This is a genomic window from Streptomyces sp. CY-1 (genome assembly GCF_047218265.1).
GTDB lineage: Bacteria > Actinomycetota > Actinomycetes > Streptomycetales > Streptomycetaceae > Streptomyces > Streptomyces niphimycinicus.
In genome coordinates, this window is sequence record NZ_CP178393.1 from 6,475,819 (window position 1) to 6,499,183 (window position 23,365).

Genomic DNA, 23,365 nt, shown 5'->3' on the forward strand with positions numbered 1-23,365 from the left:
GTGGTCAGAGGGCGGGAACGGTGGCGAGGGCGGGGTCGGGGAAGACCACCTCGGGGTCGATGGGCTCGGGCCAGACGCCCTGGGCGTGCAGTTCCGCGCAGAAGGCCCGGGTCATCTCCGCGTTGCTCTTCGTCCCGTACGGCATCCAGTCGTCGCCGAACAGCCGGGCCGACTCGGTGAGTTCGTGCAGCAGCCACGGAGTGGTGTCGGCGAGCAGCCGACGCCTGCCGAGCCAGCGGCGCTTGGACTCCTCGAGGCCCGCGAGCAGGGCGGCGGGCAGCTCGGGATGGGCCTCGACGACCTCCCGCTTGAGCGTCACCAGATGGATGCCGGGGACGAAGCCGGTGGCCTGCCAGTAGGCGCGCTCCGCGGAGCGGTGGTCGTCGAACAGATGCCGGAAGCGGCTGGTCGTGGTGAACAGCTCGTTCGGCATGAAGGGGGAGAGCACCGCGTCCAGACGGCCCGCCGCCAGCTCCTCCACCAGGGACTCGCCCTCCGCCATGACGGAGACGTTGGCGGGCAGCGGACGGCTGCCGACGCGGTCCTTACCGGTCTCGCCGGCCGTCAGCGGTCCGATCCGCCACTGGATGCCGGTGAGATCCACTCCCGCGCCGCGCAGCAGCGCGCGGGTCCAGGTGTTGCCGGAGTCCGGCCAGCCGGTGAGTCCGACGCGGGCCCCCGCGAGCTCTTCGAGGGAGCGCAGGGGGCTGCCCTCGCGCACCAGGACACAGCGGTGGCGGAAGCCGCGCATCACGAACGCGGGAAGGCCGACGAGGCGGTCGTCCCCCGCGGCGCGGGCCTGGACGTAGCGGCTGAACGAGGTCTCACCGCCGTCGAGACCGGGTTCGGCGAGGACGTCGGGGGTGACGTCCCGCGAATCGATCCGGACGGTGAAGTCCGGGACCTCGACGAGCCCGGAGGCGAGCGGCACCAGATGGTCCCAGTCGCGAAGTCCCAGGCGTATGACGGGGGATGACACAGTACGCACTCCTTGCACATGGCGCATATCGCGCAAAGTTCACATTCGGTTGCGCGATGCCAGGCAGGTTATTGTTCAGGGAATCCGGTAGACAAGGTCTATTTTGTTACCGAACATAGTTTTTCCCTGCCGTAACTAGCTGACTGTGTGCCAGGTGCCGGGCGTCAGGACCGACGAGGGGTGGGCGATGCAGGAGAAGACCGCGGAAGAGGCGTCGGCCGGCGGGGCGGATTCCGGGTCGGTGGCCGGGCTGGCCGCCCGCGTCCAGGACCGCAGCGCGCGCGGTATCGCGGCCGCCATGACCGACCTCATCCGGGCCGGGGAGCTGGCACCGGGCAGCGCCCTGCCCACCGTGCGCGCGCTCGCCGCCGAGCTGGGGGTCAGCCCCGGCACGGTGGCGGAGGCATGGGCGGTACTGCGCAAACACCGGATGATCGCCACGCTCGGCCGCCGCGGAAGCGTCGTCAGCGGGCCGCCGGCCGTTCCGCATCCCACCCGCTTCGAACGCGTCGGGGACTTCGGCGACCATCTCGCGCTGGACCTCGCCGTCGCGGCCCCCGACCCGGCCCTGCTGCCGCCGCTGGAGAAGGCCCTGCTCGCGGGGGCACGGACGCCGCGGCTCAACGACTACTCGCGCACCGCGATCACCGACGCCCTGCTGGCGGCGGTGCGGGACACCTGGCCGTACCGGCCGGAGCGCTGGATGGCGGTCGGCGGAGGCTACGAAGGGGTGCAGTTGCTCTGCCAGGCCCTGCTGGTTCCGGGGGACCGGGTGGCGGTGGAGGATCCGACGGCGGCGCGGCTGCTGGACATCCTCGAGGCGCTGGACGTCCAGACCGTGCCCGTGGCCTGTGACGATCAGGGCCCCCTTCCGGACTCACTGGCCCAGGCGCTCAAGGCGCGCCCCGCGCTGTTCCTGCACCAGTCCAGAGCCCAGGTGCCCTGCGGCTGGTCGCTCGGCCCCGAGCGGTCGGCCGCGCTGGCCGGGGTGCTGGAGGGCGCGCCGAACGTCATCATCGTCGAGGACGACGGTCTGGGCCCCCTCACCACCACACCCGTCGCCGTACTCGGCGCCCATCTGCCGCACCGGACCGCTCTCGTCCGCTCCTACTCCAAGGCGTACGGCCCGGATCTGCGGATCGCGGTGGTCGGCGGGCCCCAGGAGATCATCGAACGGGCGCGGGTGCTGCGTACCTTCGGTACCGGGTGGACCAGCCGCATCCTCCAGGACGCCCTGGCCCATCTGCTCACCGACGAGGACGCGAGCCGGTGCGTGCGCGATGCCGCCCGGCGCTATGACGAGCGGCGGTCCGCACTGGCCGAGCGGCTGGCCCGGCGGGGTGTGCGAACCGGCAACCGGGACGGGCTGATGCTGTGGGTGCCGGTGGTGGACGAGACCTCCGCGCTGGTCACCCTGGCTGCCCGGGGCATCACCGTCTCGCCGGGCAGCCGGTTCTGCGTCTCCTACGCGCGTCCCCATGTGCGGGTCGCCACCAGCAGGCTGACACGGGACGGGACGCTGCTCGACGAGACCGCCGAAATGATCGCGCTCGCCGCCGCCTCCTCCTCCGTCGGCCGGCTGGAGTGACGGGAGCGACGAGTGACGGGAGCGACGAGTGACGCGCCTCGAGGACGCGCCGTGAGAGGGCTACCGGCGGCGCAGGCTCTTGTCCGCGAGCGCCGGCGGCAGGTAGTAGCTGTCGCCCCGGTTGAGGTCCGTGCCCGGCGGGACGATCTCGTCGATCCGGTCCAGGACGTCCTGGCTCAGCTCCACCTCGGACCCGGCGAGCAGATCCTCCACCTGCTCCATGGTGCGCGGGCCGATGATCACCGAGGTGATGGCCGGATGGGCCCGTACGAAGGCGATGGCCAGATGCGGCAGCGAGAGCCCGGCGTCGGCGGCCAGCTCGGACAGCGCGCCGACCGCCTCCAGCTTGCGCGCGTTACCGGGCAGCGACGGGTCGAACTTGTGCTTCTCCACGGCCGCCCGGCCGCCCGACAGATCCACGTCGGACGCCTTGGTGTAGCGGCCCGTGAGCCAGCCCGCGGAGAGCGGGCCCCAGCTCAGCACGCCCATCCCGTACTTCTGCGCGGTCGGCAGCACCGCCGCCTCCACGCCCCGCGCCAGGATCGAGTACGGCGGCTGCTCGCTGCGGAACCGCACGTGCCCGCGCCGGTCGGAGACCCACTGGGCCTCCACCATCTGCTCGGCCGGGAAGGTGGAGGATCCGACGGCGCGCACCTTGCCCGCCCGGACCAGGTCGGACAGGACCGACAGCGTCTCGTCGATGTCCGTCGTGGGGTCCGGCCGGTGGATCTGGTAGAGGTCGATGTAGTCCGTGCCCAGGCGGCGCAGGCTGTTCTCGATCTCCTGGGTGATCCAGCGCCGTGAGTTGCCGCCTTCGTTGGGGTCGTCGCCCATCGGGAAATGGGCCTTGGTGGCCAGGACGATGTCGTCGCGGCGGCCCTTGAGGGCCTTGCCGACGATCTCCTCGGACTCGCCCTCGGAGTAGAGGTCGGCGGTGTCGACGAAGTTGATGCCCGCGTCGAGGGCGCGGTGGATGATCCGTACGGAGTCGTCGTGGTCGGGGTTGCCGATGGCGCCGAACATCATCGCGCCCAGGGCGTACTCGCTCACCGAGATGCCCGTCCCACCGAGGATCCTGCGCTTCATGGCTGCTGCCTTCCTCTGCTTTCCATGGCGTCCGCTGTTCGTGGCGTTGGTGTCCATGGCGTCTGCATTCCATGGCCTTATGTGCCTTCAGCCTCGGGTCCGCGCGGACACCTCACCAGGCCCGGCTCAACCTGGGTCTGCCAGAACCACCTGTCCGGCCCAGATGCGGGCGGCGCGCGGATAATGGACGGATGGGCTATGCCGAACCGGAGATCAAGTCGTTTCTCAAGGCGCGCCGCGCCGCGCTCGACCCGGCCGAGCTGGGGCTCCCGGAGGGGGTCGTACGGCGCCGGGTGCGGGGGCTGCGCCGTGAGGAGGTCGCCCAGTTGGCCGGGATCAGCGTCGACTACTACACCCGTATCGAGCAGGGCCGGGCCCCGGCCATCTCGGACTCGGTGGTCGGCGGACTGGCGCGGGCGCTGCGGCTGACCCCGTCCGAGCACACCTATCTGCGCAACATCACCCTGCCGCGGCGGCACGGCGGAGCGACCGACCCCGATCCACGGCCGCGGGTGCGGCCGGAGATCCAGCAGTTGCTGAACGCGATGGACGGCAATGTCCCGGCCTATGTCTACGGCCCGGCGATGGACGTCCTGGCCTGGAACCGGCTCGGCACCCGGCTCGGCATCGACTACCCCGCGATCCCCGATGAGCGGCGCAACGGCCCGCTGCTGGTCTTCCTCGACCCCCGGCTCAAGGAGATCCACCCGAACTGGGCCGAGGTCGCCGACGACACGGTGGCCGGGCTGCGCGCGGAGGTCGGGCGCCACCCCGGCAGTTCGCGGGTGTGCCGGGTGACCCATGAGCTGCTGGAGCGGAGCGAGGAGTTCCGGCGGCGGTGGGAGGCACAGGAGGTGCAGGAGCGGACCCGGGGCGTCAAGCGGTTCCGCCATCCCGAGATGGGGGAGCTGGTGCTGCGGTTCGAGGCGTTCGTCCTGCCCGCCGACCCGGGGCAGATGCTGTGCACGTACACGGCCGACGAGGGGTCGGCGACGGCGGAGGCGCTGAAGGTGCTGGCGGGCGCGGCGGCGGTGGCCTGACGCGGCCCGAGCCGCCGCCCCGCGCCCCGCGCGCTGCCCCAACCCCGTTTCGTCCACCTCCTTGACGCGACTGGAAAGTTTCCTTACTTTCAACTCCTCCCACGGTGGGGCGCGAGGGCAATGGAGGTCCGGATGTCCGGCACCGAGGGCGGATTCGTCCGCCGTATCGGCCTGTTCCAGGCGACAGCCATCAACATGAGCCAGATGTGCGGCATCGGCCCGTTCGTCACCATCCCCCTCATGGTCGCCGCCTTCGGCGGACCACAGGCCGTCATCGGCTTTGTCGCGGGCGCGGTGCTCGCGCTCGCCGACGGGCTGATCTGGGCCGAGTTGGGCGCCTCGCTGCCGGGGGCCGGGGGCAGCTATGTGTATCTGCGCCAGGCGTTCCAGTACCGCAGCGGCAAGCTGATGCCGTTCCTGTTCGTCTGGACGGCGATGCTGTTCATCCCGCTGATCATGTCCACGGGCGTGGTCGGCCTGGTGCAGTATCTGGGCTATCTGTGGCCCGATATGACGCAGACCCAGGGCGATCTGGTCGGACTCGGCGTCATCGTCCTGGTCATCGGGCTGCTGTGGCGGGGGGTCGAGCACATCGCCCGGATCACGGCCGTGATGTGGTGCGTGATGATCGCTTCCGTGGTCCTGGTCATCGTCGCCGCCTTCAGCCACTTCGACGCGGGGCAGGCGTTCACCTATCCGGACCACGCCTTCGAGCTGACCAGCGGTCACTTCTGGACCGGCTTCGCCGCGGGCCTGACCATCGGGATCTACGACTACCTCGGCTACAACACCGCCGCGTACATGGGCGCCGAGATCAAGGACCCCGGCCGCACCCTGCCGCGGGCGATCGTCACCTCGATCGCCGGAATCATGGGGATCTATCTGCTGCTACAGATCGGCACCCTCGGCGTCGTCGACTGGCACGAGATGACCGAGCCCGGCTCGGTGGCCTCCCAGTCCGTCGCCTCGGCGGTGCTGGAGGAGACCTGGGGGAAGGGCGCGGCCGACGTCGTCACCGTGCTCATCCTGATCACGGCCTTCGCGTCGGTCTTCGCCGGGCTGCTGGGCGGCTCCCGGGTGCCGTACGACGCCGCCCGCGAACGGGTCTTCTTCCGCCCGTACGGCACGCTCCACCCGCGCCATCGCTTCCCCGTGCTGGGCCTGGCCACGATGGGTGTCGTCACCGCGATCGGCTTCCTGATCGGCCGCCACACCGATCTGGCCACGCTGATCCAGTTGCTGACCACGGTCATGGTGATCGTGCAGGCCCTGGCCCAGATCATCGCGGTCACGGTGCTGCGCCGCCGCCAGCCGGGGCTGCGGCGGCCGTACCGGATGTGGATCTATCCGCTGCCGAGCGCGGTGGCGCTGGTGGGCTGGGTGGTGATCTACGGCTACGCGGACAAGAACTCGCCCGGACGGCACCCCATCGAATGGTCGCTGGCCTGGGTCGCGGCGGGGTGCGTGGCGTTCGTGCTGTGGGCGCGGGCGGAGAAGGTGTGGCCGTTCGGGCCGAAGGAGATCAGCGAGGAGTACGCGGCGGGCGCCGACCCCGACGCGGAAGGGGGCACCCCGGGCACGCTGGGCGCGGCGAAGGCCCAGGGCAGTACGGGGGACGTCTAGGGCGGCACGGGCACGCCCCCCGGCCCCCGGGCGGAGCCGTCAGTCGCGGGGCGCCAGTGCCTCCCACCGCACCGTGACCTCGCCCTGGCGCCAGCGCCGCGGGCCGTCGGCCAGCGGCCAGCCCTGCGCGCGGAGCGTCTGGGCGCTGCGTATCCAGCGCTGACGCGCGCTGAGCGGCGCGTACGGGGCGGCGGCCGCCCAGGCGCGGTCGAAGTCGCGCAGGAAGGTGTGCACCGACTCGCCCGGCACATTGCGGTGGATCAGCGCCTTGGGGAGCCGTTCGGCCAGGTCGGAGGGGCGTTCCAGGGAGCCGAGGCGGGCCGCGAAGGTCACCGTGCGCGGGCCCGCCGCGTCGAGCGCGACCCACACATGCCGTCGCCCGATCTCGTCGCAGGTGCCCTCCACCAGCAGCCCGCCGGGCGCCAGCCGGGCGCACAGCCGCCGCCACACGGCGGCGACCTCGCCCTCCTCGTACTGCCGCAGCACATTGGCCGCCCGGATGAGCGCCGGGCGGGCCCCGCCGGGCAGCGGCACCTCGAAGCCGCCATGGGCGAAGGTGAGCCCCTCGCGCTCGTACGGCCGCGCGGCGGCCACCCGTCCCGGGTCGATCTCGACCCCCACGACGCGCGCCCCGGCCCGTACGGTCCGTAGCCGGTCCAGCAGCTCGACGGCGGTCCACGGGGCCGCCCCGTACCCCAGATCCACCGCCACCGGCGCCTCCCCGGCCCGCCGCAGCGCGGCCCCGTGCGCCGCCGCGATCCACCGGTCCATGCGGCGCAGCCGATTGGGATTGGTCGTCCCGCGGGTCGCCGAACCGATCGGACGGGACGGCGGGGGAACGCGGGCGGGCATGGCGCAGAGCCTATGCGGGGGCGGACGGGGCGTGGCCGACGGGTGCCGGAACGTCACGCTTTGGCAAAGCGGAAATGGGAACCATGGGTTCCGGTGTTAACGCCCGAGGAGGAGCCCGCCCCGTCAAGGAGGTAACGCTCGGTGAGCCAGCACGCGTCCCGGCTCGGCGGTCTGCGAGGCCGGTCCCCTATACCGTTCGGCGCCCCGCCTCACCAGCGGCTTCGCCGCATTCCACGGCGGCCGCGGCGGATCGCGATGCTCAGTGTGCACACCTCGCCGCTGCATCAGCCCGGCACCGGCGACGCCGGTGGGATGAACGTCTACATCGTCGAGCTGGCCAAGCGCCTGGCCGCCATCGACATCGAGGTGGAGATCTTCACCCGGGCCACCACCGCCGCGCTGCCCCCATCCGTCGAGCTCGCCCCCGGTGTGCTCGTACGGCATGTGGACGCCGGGCCCTACGAGGGGCTGGCGAAGGAGGAGCTGCCGGCCCAGCTCTGCGCGTTCACCCACGGGGTCATGCGGGCGTGGGCCGGGCACCGGCCGGGCCATTACGATCTCGTCCACTCCCACTACTGGCTCTCCGGCCATGTCGGCTGGCTGGCCGCCGAGCGCTGGGGAGTGCCGCTGGTGCACGCCATGCACACCATGGCCAAGGTCAAGAACGCCGCGCTGGCGGCGGGCGACACCCCCGAGCCCGCGGCACGCGTGATCGGCGAGCAGCAGATCGTCCGCGCCGCCGACCGGCTGATCGCCAACACCGGCGGGGAGGCCGACGAGCTGGTCCACCACTACGAGGCGGCGCGCGAGCTGGTCGCGGTCGTCCACCCCGGGGTGAACCTCGACCGCTTCCGCCCCGCCGACGGCCGGGCCGCCGCCCGCGCCCGGCTGGGGCTCCCGGCCGACGCGCTCATACCCCTCTTCGCCGGGCGCATACAGCCGCTCAAGGCCCCCGACATCCTGCTGCACGCGGTCGCCCACCTCCTGGAGGAGGACCCCTCGCTGCGCGAGCGCATGGTCGTACCCGTGGTGGGCGGCCCCAGCGGCAGCGGTCTGGCCAAGCCCGAGGGGCTGCACAAGCTGGCGGCGCGGCTGGGCATCTGCGATGTGGTCCGGTTCCGGCCGCCGTGTACCCAGGACGAGCTGGCGGACTGGTACCGGGCGGCGTCCGTGCTGGTCATGCCCTCGTACAGCGAATCGTTCGGGCTGGTGGCCATCGAGGCCCAGGCATGCGGTACCCCGGTCGTGGCGGCCTCGGTGGGCGGTCTGCCGGTGGCCGTACGGGATGGGGTCAGCGGCACGCTGATCCAGGGCCACGACCCCGCCGACTACGCCCGCGCCCTGCGCCCCTTCGCGAGCGAGCCGGGGAGGGCGGAGCGGATGGGCGCGGCGGCGGCCCGGCACGCGGAGTCCTTCGGATGGGACACGGCCGCCGCGGCGACGGCGGACGTCTACGCGGAGGCGATGCGTGAGCGGCGTCGCCTACGATCGGCCCATGGCTGACCCCAAGGCTGACACCGCTTCCGAGACCGACCCCCGGGCCGTCATCGAGCGGACGCTGAACGACGCCGAACTGGAGTGGGAGAGCCCGGAGGACGGCACGTACGTCGTCACGCTCCCGGGCACCCGCAAGCTGTCGACCACCTGCTCGCTGCGGGTCGGCCGGCACTCCCTCTCGGTCAACGCCTTCGTCGTCCGCCATCCCGACGAGAACCACGAGGCCGTCCACCGCTGGCTGCTGGAGCGCAACACCCGGCTCTACGGGGTGAGTTACGCGATCGACCGGCTCGGCGACATCTATCTGGTGGGCAAGCTGCCGCTCGCCGCGATCATCCCGGAGGAAGTGGACCGGCTGCTCGGCACGGTGCTGGAGAACGCGGACGGCAGCTTCAACACCCTGCTGGAGATGGGGTTCGCGACCGCCATCCGCAAGGAGTACGCCTGGCGCACGGCGCGCGGCGAATCCACTCGCAATCTTGAGGCGTTCAGCAATCTGACCCGGGATGCGGCGAAGTGAACGTTGGTGGGGATGGGGCCTGAGGCCCGTTCCTTGTAGGCCCGACGGGTGCCCCTCACTCGCTTGACGTACGTCCATCCTGACGCGACCCCTTCCGTGCGTCCCTGCCCCATGGCATTCTCACGCCGTCTCTCACCTGAACTGCGTTCACATCCATGGAAGGCGGGGCTGGTTCATGGGCACGGAGATCAACAGACGACGGCTGCTCGGCGGCGCGATGGGCATGGCGGCGGGCGCCACGTTCCTGGGGACGGGCACCCCGTTCCTGACCGCCACGGACGCGGCGGCCGCATCACCTACCGCCGCCGGACCGGGCGCCTCGGGCGGGGCGCCCACGTCCCCCCTCTGGCGTGAGTTCCGCGCCCGGCCGTACACCCACCCGCAGATTCCGTACGTCGGCCGCGCCGGATTCCTCGGTGGGCGTAAGCACTTCCCCCGCCTGCCCGTCGTCGCCGACGTCCGCGACTACGGCGCCCGGCCCGACGGCTCCACGGACGCCGCCCCCGCGATCAACCGCGCCATCGCCGCGGCCGGGCGGCGCGGCGGCGGCACGGTCCTGGTGCCGCCCGGCACGTACCGCGTGGACGATGTCATCCGGCTCGGCTACGACAACGTCGTGCTGCGCGGCGCGGGCAGCGGCCGCACCACCCTCCACGCGACCCGCAGCCTCACCGAGCTGATCGGCCCGTACGGCAGCCGCTACGGCGGGAACAAGTCGTCCTGGTCCTGGGCCGGCGGCCTCATCTGGATCTGCCCGGACGCCCGCCGGCGCTCCCTGACCGACGCGATCCGGGCCCAGGCGTGGCCGTTCGAGGGCTGGACGGGCAATGAGCGCGACGAGTGGCACACCCTTACCGAGCTCGCCGCCCCCGCCCGCCGCGGGGACTGGACGGTGACCGTCGAGGACCCGTCCGCCCTGCGCCGCGGCGACCGCGTGCTGTTCCAGCTCGCCGACGACGACACCCACTCCCTTCTGCGGCATATGGCCGGTGATGCCGAGGGCGCCGCGGACTACGCCTGGGCCGACAAGACCAAGCTCACCTCGTACGTCCCCTACGAATGGCCGTGCCGCGTCGTCTCCGTCGACCGGTGGCGCCGCCGGGTGACCCTCGACCGTCCGCTGCCGCTGGACGCCCGGCCCGCCTGGAAGCCCCGGTTCACCACGCTCGTACGCCCGGTCACCGGCTCCGGGGTCGAGGGCATCACCCTCGACGTCGTCGAGACCCCGCAGTCGCAGCATCTGCTGGACAAGGGGTACAACGGCGTCGCGCTCCAGTGCGCGTGGGACTGCTGGGTGGACGACGTGACCGTCAACAACGTCGACAACGGCTTCCTGCTCGTCGCCGCCAAGGCGTGCACCCTGCGCCGCACCCGGGTGACGGGGCGCGGCAGCCATCATCCCTACTGCTGCCGCGAGGGCTCGCACGACAACCTCGTGGAGGACTTCGTGCTGGCCCAGCGCACCGTCCCGGCCCCGGCGGGGACGTCACTGCACGGCATCAACGTGGAGGGGCTGTCCAGCTACAACGTCTGGTCGCGCGGCCGGATGGAGATGGGCACCTTCGACACCCACCGCGGAATGCCCTTCGCCAACGTCCGTACGGAGATCACCGTGGACAACACGGGGGCGCACGGCGGCGACGCGAGCGCGGGCCCGCTCTACGGTGCGCGGTTCACCCACTGGAACGTCACGGTGAGCAATCAGCGGGCCGGGTGCGTCAAGATCGACGACATCGCGCCGTACAGCGCGACGGTCGGGATCAGCGAGGTCCGCCAGTTCGGCCAGATCGACGTCCCGGACTTCACCGGCCCGCTTCACTCCCGTATCGAGTCCTATGGCCACCCTGAGGCCGTCCACCCCCGCAATCTGTACGAGGCGCAGCGCGCGATCGGCTGACATCCCCCGGAAAACACGGTGCGAAACGCGGTGAAGAAATACGGTCCATGACGCCTCTACATGGTGAACCGGCTCCGGCCGGGAACCATGAAGAGGAGACACAACGGTGCTCATGGACAATCCGTGGCTCACGGTGGCAACGGTCGTGACAGTGGGGGTGCTACGGCTGATGGGGGACGTCATCCGCTGGCTGGCGGCGCGCTCGGGCGAACGGCTCCGGGCGCGCACGCTGGCCGAGTTGGTGAGCAGAACGGCACCGGGCACGGTGCTCACCGACCGCCGCCCCGACGGCGCGGCGCTGACCATAAGGCGGCGCCCGGAGGAGCGGGACGGGGGCGATCGGGGTGAGTGACACCGTCGAGGAGACCGCGCGCGGCGGCGAGTTCGAGGAGGAGTTCGACGCCTTCTACGCCCGCACCTACCCCTGGCTGGCCGCCCGCGCGGTGATGCTCAGCGGCAACCGGCAGAACGCCGAGGACGCCGTGCAGGAGGCGTATATCGAGGCGATGCGCCGCTGGCCCGAGGTCAGGACGTACGCCTCGCCCGAGGCATGGGTCACCACCACCATGCGGCGCAAGCTCTCGAAGGACGGGCGGCGCTGGTGGTTCCGCTGGAAGCCGGTCGAGATGGCCGGGACGACCGTCCCGGCCGCCACGACCGCCACCGTGGAGGAGACCGCCGAGGCACTGGCCGCGCTGCGCGCCCTCGGCACGCTGCCGCCGCGCCAGCGTCAGGTGGTCGTCATGCATTCGCTCGAGGGCATGAGCTACCGGGCGATCTCCGCCGAACTGGGGATCTCGGTCGGCAGCGTCGGCAGCAACCTCAACAAGGCCCGCGCCCGGCTGAGCCTGATGCTGGACGTCTCCCCGGAGCTCGGCCGCCCGACCGAGCGCCTGCTGACCCGCACGCCGGAGGACCCGCTGACGGCGGCGCTGTACGGGGCGGCGGAGTGGCTGTCGGACGGCTTTCGGCCTGAGGCGCGGGACGGCTTCCGGCCTGAGTCGCGGGATGGTTTGCGGCCTGAGGCGCGGGACGGCTTCCGGCCTGAGTCGCGGGATGGTTTGCGGCCTGAGGCGCGGGATGGCTTGCGGCCTGACGCCCGGCACGGCTTGCGGCCTGATGCCCGGAACGGCTTCCGGCACGGCGCCCACGACCGCAGCCGGGAGGGCCGATGATCGCCGCCGCCCGCGCCCTCCTCGCCCTCGCCCTGCTCGCCGTCTTCTACGCCCTGGTCGCGGCCATGGTGCTGCTCTGGTGCGCCTTCCTCGTGGCGGCCTTATGGGCCGCCGGAGAGCCGGGGGTCCAGACGCCGCCCATGAGCGTCGTCACCGCCTGCGCGGCGTTCGCCCCGATCGTCTTCGGCATGGTGTGGGCGGTGATCCGCACCGCACGCCCCGCCGTATCACGCGAGGACGCGGTGCCGGTGACCCGGCGCGGGGCGCCGGAGTTATGGCGCACGGTCGAGGAGCTGGCGCTCGCCGTCGGCACCCGGCCGCCCGCCCGTATCCGGCTGACCGCCGAGGTCAACGCCTCCGTCACCGAGGACGCACCACTCCTCGGGCTCGCCCCCGGCCAACGCGTCCTCTACCTCGGAATGCCCCTGCTGGCCTGTCTGCCGCCCGCCGAACTGCGCGCCGTCCTCGCCCATGAGCTGGGTCACTTCTCCCGTCGCCACAGCCGCTTCGGCGCGGTCGCCCACCGGGGCGCGGCGGGGCTGGTCGCCGCCCGGCAGGCGATCCAGGAGGCGTCGGCGGCCAATCACCTGGTGCGGCTGTACGCGGGCTGGCCCATGCTGCTGCTCGGCCTCTACACCCGCGTCTTCCGCTGGCTCACCCGCCCGGTCCGGCGACGGCAGGAGCTGGAGGCCGATCGTGAGGCCGCCCGGGTGGCCGGTCCGGGCGCCATGGCCGACGCGCTGCGCTCGACGGCGGCGCTGGAGGCGGCGTGGCAGGAGTTCCTCGCGGACTTCCTCGCCCCGATGCGCCGGGCGACGGGCCGGATCCCCGACGATCCGTTCCGCGCCTTCGCCCATATGGTCGAGGCGCCCGAAGTACGGGAGCCGCTGGCGGCGTTACGCGCCCGCGCCGTAGAGCGGCCCGCCGACCCCGACGACGCGCATCCGGCGCTGGCCACCCGCCTGGAACGGCTGGCGCGCCTGCCCGCCCCGGAGCCCGGCGCCGAACCCCCTTTCCCGGACCCCCTCTCCCCGCACCCTCTCCTCCTACAGCCGCGATACGCGGTCGCGCTGGGCCGCGTGATGCTGTCCGGCCCGGACGCGGGGAAGCGGGTGCCGTGGCGGGACTGGCTCACCGAACTGGCCGAGTACCGCGCGACGCGCATCCTGACCCCGCTGGCCGAGGCGGTGCGCGGGGTCGAGGCGGCCGAGGGGGTGGGACGCCTGAGGGCGGGGCCGGTCACGGCGCCGGAAACGGAGCCGATCGGGGGGCCGGAAGCAGAGCGGTTCGCGGGGCCGGAAGCGGGACCCGTCGCCCAGCCGGACGCGGCGCTCACGATCCAACGGGTGCTGCGGCTGCTGGACAGCGGCCGCCGTATGCCCCTCGCCCGTGCCCTCAACTCCCGCCTGGACTCCCGTCTGTCGCACGGTGAGCGGACGCCCCACCCCGAGCAGGCCGAACGCGACGATCCGCTCAGCGCCCTGGCCGACGCCCTGGCCGTGCTGATCGGAGCGCAACTGGTCGCGCGGGGGACCGCGTACTGGGCCATGAACTGGACCGGCCCCAGCATCCTCGTACCGCCCGACGGCATCGCCCCCGAAACCATCCGCACCTGGGCCGACACCGCCGTACGGCTGCCCGGCCAGACCCAGCGGCTCGGGCTGCACCTGGCCGCCCTGGGCGTGGACGAGCGCGCACCCCTGCCCGGCCCGGCCGGGCCGGTGCCAGGGGAGAAGGCGCGGCGGATCAGCATCGCGCCCGAGGTCACCGGCCCCGCGCGCCGGCGCATCATCGGCGTGGGGGTGGTGGCGCTCACCGTGCTGGTGGGGATGACGGGGCTGACGTTCGCGCTGTGGGCCAACAAGGACGAGCCGAGCTACCCCCGGATCCCGGTGACCCGGTGGAACGACCGCTACCAGCCGGGTGGCGGCACCGGTACGGACCCCGCTCCGTACCCGACCTACCAGCGCCCCACTTTCCCGGACCGGCCGACGGTCCCGACCTACCAGCCCCCACTGCCCCCGCCCATCCACATCGAGCCCGTCATCCCCAGGTCCGCGCCGTAAGCGCGGCGGGCCGAGCGCCTAGGGTCCGTCGTTTGGATCAGGCCGGGCTCGCGGCCCCAGGGGAGGGGGTGCCAGCTCCCGCACCGACCGCGTGCCCCGGCACGTCACGCAGTCCCTATCCCGCCACTGGCCCCGCGCCGACGCCGCGCGCCTCGCCATCGGAGGCCCCGGCCGCCCCGCCACCGGCAGCCACACCGACCGGACCCGCCCCACCTCCGGCACTGACCTCACCCTCAGCGGCCGCGCCCACCTCGGCACCCGCACCGGCACCCACCCCGCTCCCAGAACCCTCGCCCCCAGATCCGCCGGCCTCGGGCCGACTCCGCATCGCACGCCCCAGCGCCGCGTACCCCCCGGCCGCCACGAGCCCCACCACGGCGCTGCTCGCCCACAGCGCGTCCGCCCCGAAGCGGTCCATGACCGCGCCACCCACCAGCGGCGCGGTGAGCGAGGCGAGGGACCACGACAGGCTGTACATCCCCTGGTAGCGGCCGCGCGCATGGGTCGGGGAGAGCCGGGCCACGAGCCCCATCTGCGTGGGGGAGTTGATGATCTCGCCGAGCGTCCAGACGGTCACGGCCACCGTGTACATCCCGACCGACCCGGCGAAGGCGGTCAGCCCGAAGCCCCCTCCGGTCAGCAGCGCGGAGACCATCAGCAGCGGCGCCGGATCGCGATGTTCGAGGAACCGCGTCACCGGGATCTGTACGGCCACGATCAGCGCGCCGTTGGTCGCGATCGCGATGCCGTAGTCCGTGCTGGACAGCCCCTCCGCCCCCATCGCCACGGGCAGCGCCACGAACGCCTGCTGGATGAGGGTCGCGACCAGATAGGACAGCCCGACCACGGCCATGAACCGCCGGTCCCGCAGCACCGAGCCCAGTCCGACTTCCGGCTCCTCCACTGCCACACCCGCACCCCCGGTGGGGGCGACACCCCGCTCCGGACGGGACTCCGGCACCTTGGCGAAGACAATGACCGCGCACAGCAGCGTCATCCCGGCGTCGCCCACGAAGAGCGTGAGATAGCCATGGCTCGCGATCAGCCCGGCCGCCGCCGCGGAGACGGCGAAGCCGAGGTTGATGGCCCAGTAGTTGAGCGCGAAGGCCCGCACCCGGTCCTCGGGACGGACGATGTCGGCGATCATCGCCTGCACCGCGGGCCGCGACGCGTTGCTGGTCATCCCCACCAGACAGGTCACGACGGCGATGGCGACCGGATCCTGGACGAAGCCCAGCACGGCGACCGTGACCGCCGTCGACACCTGCGAGACCAGCAGCGTGGGCCGCCGCCCCAGCCGGTCGGTCAGCACCCCGGAGACCACCGCCGACACCGCCCCGCCCAGCCCGTGCAGCGCCCCGACCAGCCCGGCGAACATCGGCGAATAGCCTCGGTCCACGGTCAGGTACATGGCGAGAAAGGTGGCCACGAAGCCGCCCAGCCGGTTGACCAGCGTGGAGGTCCACAGCCACCAGAACTCCCGGGGCAACCCCGAGACGCTCTCCTTCGCGGCCTGTTTCAGTCGAGCGACGGACACCGGACGACTCTCCCCTGTGCGCGACCCAAGCCGCATCTGTAAGTGGCATCTGTAAGTGGCATCTGTAAGTGGCACAACCAGCAGCCGCAACTTACCGATGCCGCCCCCGCACCGCCAGTCAATTGATGGGGTCCGTCAACCGACCCCCTCGGACCGGTCCAGTAGGCTCGGCAGCATGGCCGACGCACCGTACAAGCTGATCCTCCTCCGCCATGGCGAGAGCGAGTGGAACGCGAAGAACCTGTTCACCGGCTGGGTGGACGTCAATCTGAACGAGAAGGGCGAGAAGGAGGCCGTCCGCGGCGGTGAGCTGCTGAAGGACGCCGGCCTGCTCCCCGACGTGGTCCACACGTCCCTCCAGAAGCGCGCCATCCGCACCGCCCAGCTCGCCCTCGAGGCCGCCGACCGCCTCTGGATCCCGGTCCGCCGCTCCTGGCGCCTCAACGAGCGCCACTACGGCGCGCTACAGGGCAAGGACAAGGCCCAGACCCTCGCCGAGTTCGGCGAGGAGCAGTTCATGCTGTGGCGCCGCTCGTACGACACCCCGCCGCCCCCGCTCGAGGACGGCGCCGAGTGGTCCCAGAGCGACGACCCGCGCTACGCGACCATCCCGCCGGAGCTGCGCCCCCGCACCGAGTGCCTCAAGGACGTCGTCCAGCGCATGCTGCCGTACTGGTACGACAGCATCGTCCCGGACCTCCTCACCGGCCGCACCGTCCTGGTCGCCGCCCACGGCAACTCCCTCCGCGCCCTGGTCAAGCACCTCGACGGCATCTCCGACGCCGACATCGCCGGCCTCAACATCCCCACCGGCATCCCGCTCTCCTACGACCTGGACACCGACTTCCGCCCCGTCAACCCGGGCGGCACCTACCTCGACCCGGATGCCGCGAAGGCCGCCATCGAGGCGGTAAAGAACCAGGGCAAGAAGAAGTAACCCGACGCGATCAAGCCCCCTGCCCGCAGCCGCCCGCCGCGAGCAGGGGGCTTTTCGCTGCCCTGGCCCCACCTCAGGACACTCAGCGGTCGGTCAGGAGGGAGTGAACTCGTACTGGAGCTCGTAGAGGTGACCGGCCTTGGCCATCACCGTGGCTTCGATGGGGCGCTGGTCGTCGCTGTAGACGACGCGCAGCGTCCGCAGGACCGGAAGGTTTCCCGGTAGGTCGAGCATCGCGTACTGCTCCTGGGTCGGTACGCGTGCGGAGACCTTGTCGACGCTGAGGCGGGGCGGGTAGCCCAGTTCCGCGAGGAGGGCCGGGGTGCCGCCCTTGATCTTGCGGCGGTCCATCATCGCCGTTCCGCGCGCCAGCTCCAGCGGGTAGTACGACTTCACCAGCTCCACCGGCTCATCGTCCATGAGCAGCGCCTGCGCCCTCAGCAGTGCCGTGCCGTCCGCCGGGAGGCGCAGGGCCTCGGCGACGTCGGCGGGTGGGCGGATCTCGGTGACGTCGAGGAGCCGGCTGCTTCCGCGAGCCTGGTGGTTCGCGGCCTCGCTGATCCATCGGTACGGTTCGCCGGGTGCGGCCGGGGCCATGTACGTGGCGGGGCGCATGGTGCGCTGCCGGTGTTCGCGTACGGTGACGGCCGCTCCGGCGCGGCCGACCGCCAGCCCTTCGTCCTTCAGCAGTTGCAAGGCTTTCTGCACGGTCGCGTTCGAGGCGGTGAATCGCTCCTTGAGCTGGGCGGTCGAGGGAAGCTTGGCGCCCGGAGGAAAGTCGCCGGACATGATCTCCTCGCGTAGGTCGGCGGCGATCCGTTCATGCAGCGAACGCTGGTCGACTGCGTCCTGTTCGGCCTTCGGCACGGTCATCCCATCCTGAGTTCGTAGCGCAGGCGCTGGCGTTGGGCGGGCATGGTGATCAGGTCGGCCTGAATGGCCCGGTCGGATCCGTCGAGCACGACCCGCTCCAGGCACAGCACAGGTTCCTCGGCCCCGATCCGCAGCAACTCCCGTTGGTCCGCGTCCGGCATCCGCGCCGTCACGTCCTCACGCACCCGCCGACCCACATGCCCCAGCTCGGCGAGCAGCGCCACCGCGCCCCCGCGGATCTTCGCGGTGCCCGCGAGGCCGGTGCCCGCCGCGATGGGCGCCGGGTAGTAGGAGTCGGTCAGCTCGCACGGCTCCTCGTCGAGGTACATGATCCGGCGCCGTACGACGACCGTATCCCCGTCGTCGATTCCCAGAAGGCGGGCCACGACAGCCGGAGCGGAAGCCTCCCCGGCATGCAGGATGCGCTGTGTCCCACGCCTCCCGCGCGCTGCCGCTTCCTCACCCCATGCGTCGCCCTGGCCGCCCTCAACGGGCCGCAGATAGGGCATCGAGGAACTGATCCACGCATCGCTGGCCACTGAGCCCCTCCTCAAGCGTGATCGACACTCGCCGACCTTGCCGCTTTACACAGTAAGCGACCCCTTGGCCACCACACCTGAAGTCCACCTCGCCGCCTTTCGTGAATAGCGATAAGGTGGCCTCGCTCATGCACCCAGCTCTGAGGCGGTGACTCGCCATGCCCCTGACGCGGCAGCGGTCCTTCACGCGACGCAAGCCATCCATTCGCGCAACGCGACAGTTCGTCACCCACACGCTCTCCGAATGGGGTTACGTCGACCGCTTGGAGGAGATCCAGTTATGCGTATCGGAGATCGCCACCAACGCGCTCCTGCATGGCGTCCCACCGGGCCGACTCTTCCGGGTACGCATCGAAGCGGCCGAGGAAGAGGTACGCATCGAAGTACGCGACTCCGGCCCCGGCCGACCGACCGCCCAATCCCCGCACACGGACAGCGAGAACGGCCGTGGCCTGCTACTCGTCGGCGAACCCGCCGACGCCTGGGGCGACATCGAGCACACGGTCGGCAAGACGGTCTGGTTCACGGTCAAAGCAACACGAGCCCAGGGGCGCGCCCAATGACGGCTCAACGCGACCACCAGTACGGCTGCAACCTCGAGCAGCTCCACCGCGACGAGATCACCGTGGCGATGAACTGGGTGATCCGCACCTGCCAGGACATCATCCGCGACCACAGCCACAAGACCTTCTGGGTCCCCACCGGCACCGCGTCCGGCACAGCCCCGACCACGGACGGCCTGATCGAGTCGGCCCGCGCTGACGTGCTCGGCAAGCTCCGGCGCCAAATCGACGGCGCCGAGGCCATCATCGGCAACGCGGAGCACGAACGCGCCCAGGGTCAGCGGTGAGTCGCACCCTTCCAGCAAGCACCCAAGGCGTCGCGCCATCAGCGCGTCAGCGCAACGCCGCCTCGCCCATGTGCACCGCGCGCAGCGCGCGCTCGGCCGTCTCCTCGTTTTCGCCGACCGGGGCCACGTAGTCGAGGACGCCGCGCGCCGCGGGCTCGCCGACCGTTCGGGTGATGACCCATGTGGCGAGGTACTGGGAGGACAGGCAGCCGCCCGCCGTCGCGATGTTTCCCTCGGCGTGGAAGGGGACGTCGAGCACGGTGACGCCGCTGGCCTCGACGAAGGGGCGGCTCTTCATGTCCGTGCAGGCGGGCATTCCGTCCAGCAGCCCGAGGCGGGAGAGCACCAGGGCGCCGGAGCACTGGGCGCCGATGAGCTGGCGCGCGGGGTCGAGGGGGAGGCGGGAGATCAGGTGGTCGTCGGCGACGACCTCGCGGGCCTTTACTCCGCTGCCGATCAGGACGACGTCGGCTTCGGTCACGAACTCCAGCGGGCGCTGGCCGGTGACCTCGACGCCGTTCATGGAGGTGACCACCGGCGTCGGTGTGGTGATGAACGCCTCGAGGCCGTCCTTGCGGCATCGGTTGATCAGTGCGGAGGCGATGAAGCTGTCCAGCTCGTTGAATCCGTCAAAGGTGACCACGGCTACCTGCGGCATGGCATCTCCTCACGTGACGTACGGCGGGTCAGTGTCTCCCGGGCGCCGTGCCCGGGTCGCGGGCCAATTCGGGGGCGGTGGCTCATCGGGCGATAAGACCTCTTGAGGACTTACGCTGAAATCGTCCGCGGCGGTCGCATAACCGGTCGCACAACCGGGGGACGGGACGGTGAGCTACGCATGGCCGAGTACGAGCAGCCCGCCAATGACCTGGATGCCCTGGATGCCCTGCGGCAGAGCATCCGCGCAGGTCGGCTCCTTCCCGGGGAGCGGCTTCCGGCCGAGGACAAGCTCGCGGCGCGGTATCGGACCAGTGTGCCGACGCTTCAGCGGGCGCTGTCGGAGCTGGTGGCCGAGGGGCTGATCGACAGGCGGCACGGGGTCGGGACCTTCGTACGCACCCCGCGGCGGCGGGTCATGCGGAGCAACGATCGGCATCAGTGGGAGAAGGACCGGGCGCGCCGGTCCACGGCGGAGCGTCTGCGGACCGGGTCCACCGAGCATGACACCGGGCTGGAGATGACCGACCTCGCCTTCCACGCCGAGTACCGCGAGGCGAAGGCCGATGACGATCTGGCGTCCGTCTTCCACATCCCCGTGGGCACGCGGCTGCTGGAGCGGATCTACCGCACCAACTGCCGCGCGGAGGACGCGCCGTTCGCCCTGGTGCACTCGTACCTGGTCCACGACGTGGTGGCCGAAAATCCGGATCTGCTCCACGCCGCCAATGAGCCCTGGCCCGGCGGCACCCAGAATCAGCTCTACACGATCGGCATCGAGCTGGACCGCGTAGAGGAGCGGATCACGGCCCGGCCGCCGACGGTGGAGGAGGCCGAGGCGCTCGGGCTGAAGAAAGGTGTGGCGGTGATCGTCCTGCGCAAGATCTGTACGGATATCGGCGACCGGGTCGTGGAGGTCTCCGACGTGACGCTGTGCGGAGACCGTACGGAGCTCGTCTTCACCACGCCCCTGACGAGTTGGTGATCATGCCCAACATCATCACCGTCATCACCGCGGTCCACGCCCCCGGCGCCGAGTATCTGCCGGACGCCTACAAGTCGTTGCGCGAGCAGGAGCTGCCGGACGGCTGGGACTGGCAGTGGGTCGTCCAGGAAGACGGCGAGACCGACGCCGTACGCCCCTACGTCCCCGATGACGCCCGCGTCAGCTTCGGCCAGGGCCGGGCCGGCCGGGCCGCGATGGCCCGCACGATGGGGCTCGCCCGCGCCGAGGGCGCGTACGTCAAGGTGCTGGACGCCGACGACATGCTCACCCCCGGCGCCCTCGCCCGCGACCTCCGCGCGCTCATGGACCACCCCGATCTCGGCTGGGCCACCTGCCGCGCCCTGGATCTGCTGCCCGATGGCTCCACCGTCGGCTTCGAGGGCGATCCGCCGCAGGGGCCCATCGCGCGCGGCGCCGTCCTCGAATTCTGGCGGTCGAACGGCCACCGCGCCCAGGTCCACCCCGCCACCCTCTTCGTACGCCGGGATCTGCTCCTCGCCCTCGGCGGCTGGATGGCCCTCCCCGCATCCGAGGACACCGGCCTCCTCATGGCCCTCAACGCGGTCAGCCGCGGCTGGTTCACCGCCGAGACCGGCCTGCTCTACCGCAAGTGGCCCGGCCAGGTCACCAGCCAGTCCGCCCACACCGACGAGGCCGAGCGCGCGGCCCGCTTCGCGGTGGTCGAGGCGCGGGCCCGGGTCCTGGCCGCCATGGACGGCTGGCGCCACGACGCGCGCCGATAAGCCTGCCCGTGCGGGTGCGGCCGGCACCGATGAGTTTGTGCGGCGTCCCCGGTCTGAGAGGAGGAAGGGCTCACCGGCCCAGGAAGAGTTCACCGGCCCAGGAAGAGCTCACCGACCGCTTCCCACGGAGGGGCATCATGAGGAAGACCACCGCCAGCCTGTTCATCTCGCTCGACGGAGTCGTGGAAGCACCTGATCAGTGGCACTTCCCCTACTTCAACGACGAGATGGGCGTCGCCGTCGACGCGTCCTTCGCAGCGGCCGACACCCTCCTCCTGGGCCGTAAGACCTACGACAGCTTCGCCGGAGCGTGGCCGGACCGTGAGGCGGCGGGCGGCGAGGACGCCGGTTTCGCCAAGAAGCTCGGCGACGCCCGCAAGATCGTCGCCTCCCGCCAGGACCTGACGTTCACCTGGCGGAACTCCGAGCTGCTCGAGGGCGAGCTGGCGGACGCCGTCACCGCGCTGAAGCGCGAACCGGGCGGGGACATCGCCCTCAGCGGCTCGGTCTCCGTCGTCCGGCAGCTCCTGGCGCACGGCCTGCTGGACGAGTTGCACCTGCTGGTGCACCCGATCGCCGTCCGCAAGGGCATGCGGCTGTTCGACGAGGGCGACACCACGATCCCGTTGAGACTGATCTCCTCCGCGACCTTCAGCACCGGTGTGCTGCACCTGGTCTACGCCCTGGCCGAGCCGACCGGCGACGTGAGCTACGACGACGCCAAGGTCCACCTGCCCCGGGACGACCAGTAGCACCGTCCGCCAGGCACCGTGACACCAGGCCGTCCGCCTGCTGTCAGGGCAAGGTCTCCGCGTCCACCCGGGAAAAGACCAGGTCGCTTTCCTCGGCGACCGGGCCCCGCCAGCGCATCGGCATCTGCGGCGCGCGCCGCAGTGCGTCCGGGTAGCTGGCGGCCGCGTAGTCGTTGGTCAGGCGGTAGACGTGGAAGCCGTGGCTCTTCAGGGCTGTCAGCAGCTCGTCCACGGAGTCGCCGAGGTCGGCCATCCGCTGCGGGGTGACCTCGACGGTCAGTTCGGCGTCGGGGCGCAGTTTGTCCAGGAGGGGGAGGAGGCCGCGGACGACGCCGCCTTCAGCGCCCTCCACATCGATCTTGATCACCCTGGCCCGGGTGATCTCGTCCTCGGTGAGGAGGCGGGGCAGGGGCTGGGCCGCGATGTCGAAGGTGGACTCGGCCGGGCCGTCGTAGGGGACGACGCTGTTCGCGCCCATGTTGCGGGAACTGGCGAGGATGAACGTCAGCAGCTCCTCGCGGTCGGAGACGGCCGCGTTGATCGCGCGGATGTTGGCGCATGCGTTGCGCCGCGCGTGCCGCAGCATGATGCGGTGGAACGTCGGCGAGGCTTCGATCGCCACCACTTTGCCGCCTGCCCCGACGAGGCGTGAGGCCAGGACGCTGTAGTAGCCGATGTTGGCCCCGACGTCCACGAAGACGTCGCCGGGCTCGAGCCGGCGCTGGAGCCACCGCGTCATATGCGGTTCCCAGACGCCGAAGAGGTACAGATAGCGCTGGATGAGGTCCTGTGTGTCGACGGCGAACGTGGCGCCGAAGCGGGTCCGGGCCAGGCGGTGCAGGGGGCGGTCCCGCAGTGCGGCGTTGAGGTGGTTCTCGACCAGGGCCCGCTTTCCGGCGCTCCAGGGCGCATGGCGGACATACTCGCGGCCGAGGTCCAGAGCGGCCTGGTCGAGCCTGCTGCTCCTGCTGCTCACGGGGCCTCCAGGGGGTGAAGGGTCGTTCTCGTTCGTCACACCGGCACCGTCGAGTCTCCCCCTGACCTGCTTCCCCCTGGCATGGAAGCGCCCGACCGCTGGCGACGGGGGATGCACCAGCGGTCGGGCTGTACCTAAGCGTAACGCGGCTCCTCGCGTGTGGGAGCCGACT

General features: G+C 71.5%; 23 protein-coding genes. 15 read left to right on the forward strand and 8 right to left on the reverse strand.

Annotation, left to right across the window (positions count from 1 at the left end; all coding sequences use genetic code 11):
- Positions 1–4 precede the first annotated feature (4 nt).
- Entirely contained in the window at positions 5–979 is a 975-nt protein-coding gene (locus ACK1X7_RS28005) for a hypothetical protein (RefSeq protein WP_385148069.1), read from the reverse strand.
- 187 nt (positions 980–1,166) lie between these two features.
- Here ACK1X7_RS28005 and ACK1X7_RS28010 point away from each other — a divergent pair, with 187 nt between their 5' ends.
- The gene (locus ACK1X7_RS28010) at positions 1,167–2,567 is read left to right on the forward strand and encodes an aminotransferase class I/II-fold pyridoxal phosphate-dependent enzyme (RefSeq protein WP_390793135.1); all 1,401 of its coding nucleotides are present in this window, start codon (positions 1,167–1,169) and stop codon (positions 2,565–2,567) included.
- 60 nt (positions 2,568–2,627) lie between these two features.
- On the opposite strand, the gene ACK1X7_RS28015 is transcribed toward ACK1X7_RS28010, so the two are convergent.
- The gene (locus ACK1X7_RS28015; protein ID WP_385148063.1) at positions 2,628–3,653 is read right to left on the reverse strand and encodes an aldo/keto reductase; all 1,026 of its coding nucleotides are present in this window, start codon (positions 3,651–3,653) and stop codon (positions 2,628–2,630) included.
- A gap of 191 nt (positions 3,654–3,844) precedes the next feature.
- Between ACK1X7_RS28015 and ACK1X7_RS28020 the strand changes: the two genes are divergently transcribed.
- Positions 3,845–4,693 carry a helix-turn-helix transcriptional regulator gene (locus ACK1X7_RS28020; RefSeq protein WP_390793134.1) on the forward strand — a complete coding sequence of 283 codons (849 nt, stop codon included), beginning with the start codon at positions 3,845–3,847 and terminating at the stop codon, positions 4,691–4,693.
- 132 nt (positions 4,694–4,825) lie between these two features.
- Positions 4,826–6,316, forward strand: a complete 1,491-nt coding sequence (locus ACK1X7_RS28025) for an APC family permease (RefSeq protein ID WP_413115790.1) — start codon at positions 4,826–4,828, stop codon at positions 6,314–6,316.
- Between the two features lie 39 nt (positions 6,317–6,355).
- On the opposite strand, the gene ACK1X7_RS28030 is transcribed toward ACK1X7_RS28025, so the two are convergent.
- A complete protein-coding gene (locus ACK1X7_RS28030) occupies positions 6,356–7,168 on the reverse strand; it encodes a class I SAM-dependent methyltransferase (protein ID WP_385148053.1) in 813 nt (270 codons plus the stop codon).
- A gap of 141 nt (positions 7,169–7,309) precedes the next feature.
- On the opposite strand from ACK1X7_RS28030, the gene mshA reads away from it, so the two are divergent.
- The 6 genes from mshA to ACK1X7_RS28060 all read left to right on the forward strand — a co-directional run bounded on the left by mshA (position 7,310) and on the right by ACK1X7_RS28060 (position 14,323).
- Entirely contained in the window at positions 7,310–8,671 is a 1,362-nt protein-coding gene (gene mshA, locus ACK1X7_RS28035) for a D-inositol-3-phosphate glycosyltransferase (RefSeq protein WP_385148050.1), read from the forward strand.
- On the forward strand, positions 8,664–9,185 hold the full coding sequence (locus tag ACK1X7_RS28040) for a YbjN domain-containing protein (protein WP_398159498.1): 522 nt from the start codon (positions 8,664–8,666) through the stop codon (positions 9,183–9,185). The genes mshA and ACK1X7_RS28040 overlap by 8 nt, the downstream gene beginning before the upstream one ends.
- A 175-nt stretch (positions 9,186–9,360) precedes the next feature.
- Entirely contained in the window at positions 9,361–11,082 is a 1,722-nt protein-coding gene (locus ACK1X7_RS28045) for a glycoside hydrolase family 55 protein (RefSeq protein WP_413115791.1), read from the forward strand.
- Between the two features lie 112 nt (positions 11,083–11,194).
- Positions 11,195–11,434 carry a hypothetical protein gene (locus tag ACK1X7_RS28050; RefSeq protein ID WP_361496424.1) on the forward strand — a complete coding sequence of 80 codons (240 nt, stop codon included), beginning with the start codon at positions 11,195–11,197 and terminating at the stop codon, positions 11,432–11,434.
- On the forward strand, positions 11,427–12,257 hold the full coding sequence (locus ACK1X7_RS28055; protein ID WP_413115792.1) for an RNA polymerase sigma factor: 831 nt from the start codon (positions 11,427–11,429) through the stop codon (positions 12,255–12,257). Before ACK1X7_RS28050 ends, ACK1X7_RS28055 begins: the two co-directional genes overlap by 8 nt.
- Positions 12,254–14,323 carry a M48 family metallopeptidase gene (locus tag ACK1X7_RS28060; RefSeq protein WP_413115793.1) on the forward strand — a complete coding sequence of 690 codons (2,070 nt, stop codon included), beginning with the start codon at positions 12,254–12,256 and terminating at the stop codon, positions 14,321–14,323. The genes ACK1X7_RS28055 and ACK1X7_RS28060 overlap by 4 nt, the downstream gene beginning before the upstream one ends.
- Positions 14,324–14,438: 115 nt before the next feature.
- Here ACK1X7_RS28060 and ACK1X7_RS28065 read toward each other — a convergent pair whose 3' ends face one another.
- On the reverse strand, positions 14,439–15,860 hold the full coding sequence (locus ACK1X7_RS28065; protein ID WP_390793129.1) for an MDR family MFS transporter: 1,422 nt from the start codon (positions 15,858–15,860) through the stop codon (positions 14,439–14,441).
- 175 nt (positions 15,861–16,035) lie between these two features.
- Between ACK1X7_RS28065 and ACK1X7_RS28070 the strand changes: the two genes are divergently transcribed.
- Positions 16,036–16,797: a phosphoglyceromutase gene (locus ACK1X7_RS28070; RefSeq protein ID WP_385148032.1), complete on the forward strand. Its 762-nt coding sequence runs from the start codon at positions 16,036–16,038 to the stop codon at positions 16,795–16,797.
- Between the two features lie 93 nt (positions 16,798–16,890).
- Here ACK1X7_RS28070 and ACK1X7_RS28075 read toward each other — a convergent pair whose 3' ends face one another.
- Positions 16,891–17,670, reverse strand: coding sequence for a GntR family transcriptional regulator (locus ACK1X7_RS28075; protein WP_413115794.1), 780 nt, complete (start codon positions 17,668–17,670; stop codon positions 16,891–16,893).
- Positions 17,667–18,209: a GntR family transcriptional regulator gene (locus ACK1X7_RS28080; protein ID WP_385152899.1), complete on the reverse strand. Its 543-nt coding sequence runs from the start codon at positions 18,207–18,209 to the stop codon at positions 17,667–17,669. Before ACK1X7_RS28080 ends, ACK1X7_RS28075 begins: the two co-directional genes overlap by 4 nt.
- 158 nt (positions 18,210–18,367) lie before the next feature.
- Between ACK1X7_RS28080 and ACK1X7_RS28085 the strand changes: the two genes are divergently transcribed.
- Positions 18,368–18,772, forward strand: coding sequence for an ATP-binding protein (locus ACK1X7_RS28085; protein ID WP_413115795.1), 405 nt, complete (start codon positions 18,368–18,370; stop codon positions 18,770–18,772).
- Entirely contained in the window at positions 18,769–19,059 is a 291-nt protein-coding gene (locus ACK1X7_RS28090) for a hypothetical protein (protein ID WP_413115796.1), read from the forward strand. Before ACK1X7_RS28085 ends, ACK1X7_RS28090 begins: the two co-directional genes overlap by 4 nt.
- Before the next feature lie 46 nt (positions 19,060–19,105).
- Here the strand turns inward: ACK1X7_RS28090 and ACK1X7_RS28095 are convergent, their stop codons facing one another.
- Entirely contained in the window at positions 19,106–19,717 is a 612-nt protein-coding gene (locus tag ACK1X7_RS28095) for a DJ-1/PfpI family protein (protein WP_385152896.1), read from the reverse strand.
- 180 nt (positions 19,718–19,897) lie between these two features.
- Here ACK1X7_RS28095 and ACK1X7_RS28100 point away from each other — a divergent pair, with 180 nt between their 5' ends.
- The 3 genes from ACK1X7_RS28100 (at position 19,898) to ACK1X7_RS28110 (ending at position 22,217) form a co-directional block, all read left to right on the forward strand.
- Positions 19,898–20,701, forward strand: coding sequence for a GntR family transcriptional regulator (locus ACK1X7_RS28100; RefSeq protein ID WP_413115797.1), 804 nt, complete (start codon positions 19,898–19,900; stop codon positions 20,699–20,701).
- A gap of 2 nt (positions 20,702–20,703) precedes the next feature.
- Positions 20,704–21,465, forward strand: a complete 762-nt coding sequence (locus ACK1X7_RS28105; protein WP_385152890.1) for a glycosyltransferase family 2 protein — start codon at positions 20,704–20,706, stop codon at positions 21,463–21,465.
- A gap of 137 nt (positions 21,466–21,602) precedes the next feature.
- The gene (locus ACK1X7_RS28110; protein ID WP_385152887.1) at positions 21,603–22,217 is read left to right on the forward strand and encodes a dihydrofolate reductase family protein; all 615 of its coding nucleotides are present in this window, start codon (positions 21,603–21,605) and stop codon (positions 22,215–22,217) included.
- 43 nt (positions 22,218–22,260) lie between these two features.
- Here the strand turns inward: ACK1X7_RS28110 and ACK1X7_RS28115 are convergent, their stop codons facing one another.
- Positions 22,261–23,193: an FkbM family methyltransferase gene (locus ACK1X7_RS28115; RefSeq protein ID WP_390793123.1), complete on the reverse strand. Its 933-nt coding sequence runs from the start codon at positions 23,191–23,193 to the stop codon at positions 22,261–22,263.
- Positions 23,194–23,365 lie beyond the last annotated feature (172 nt).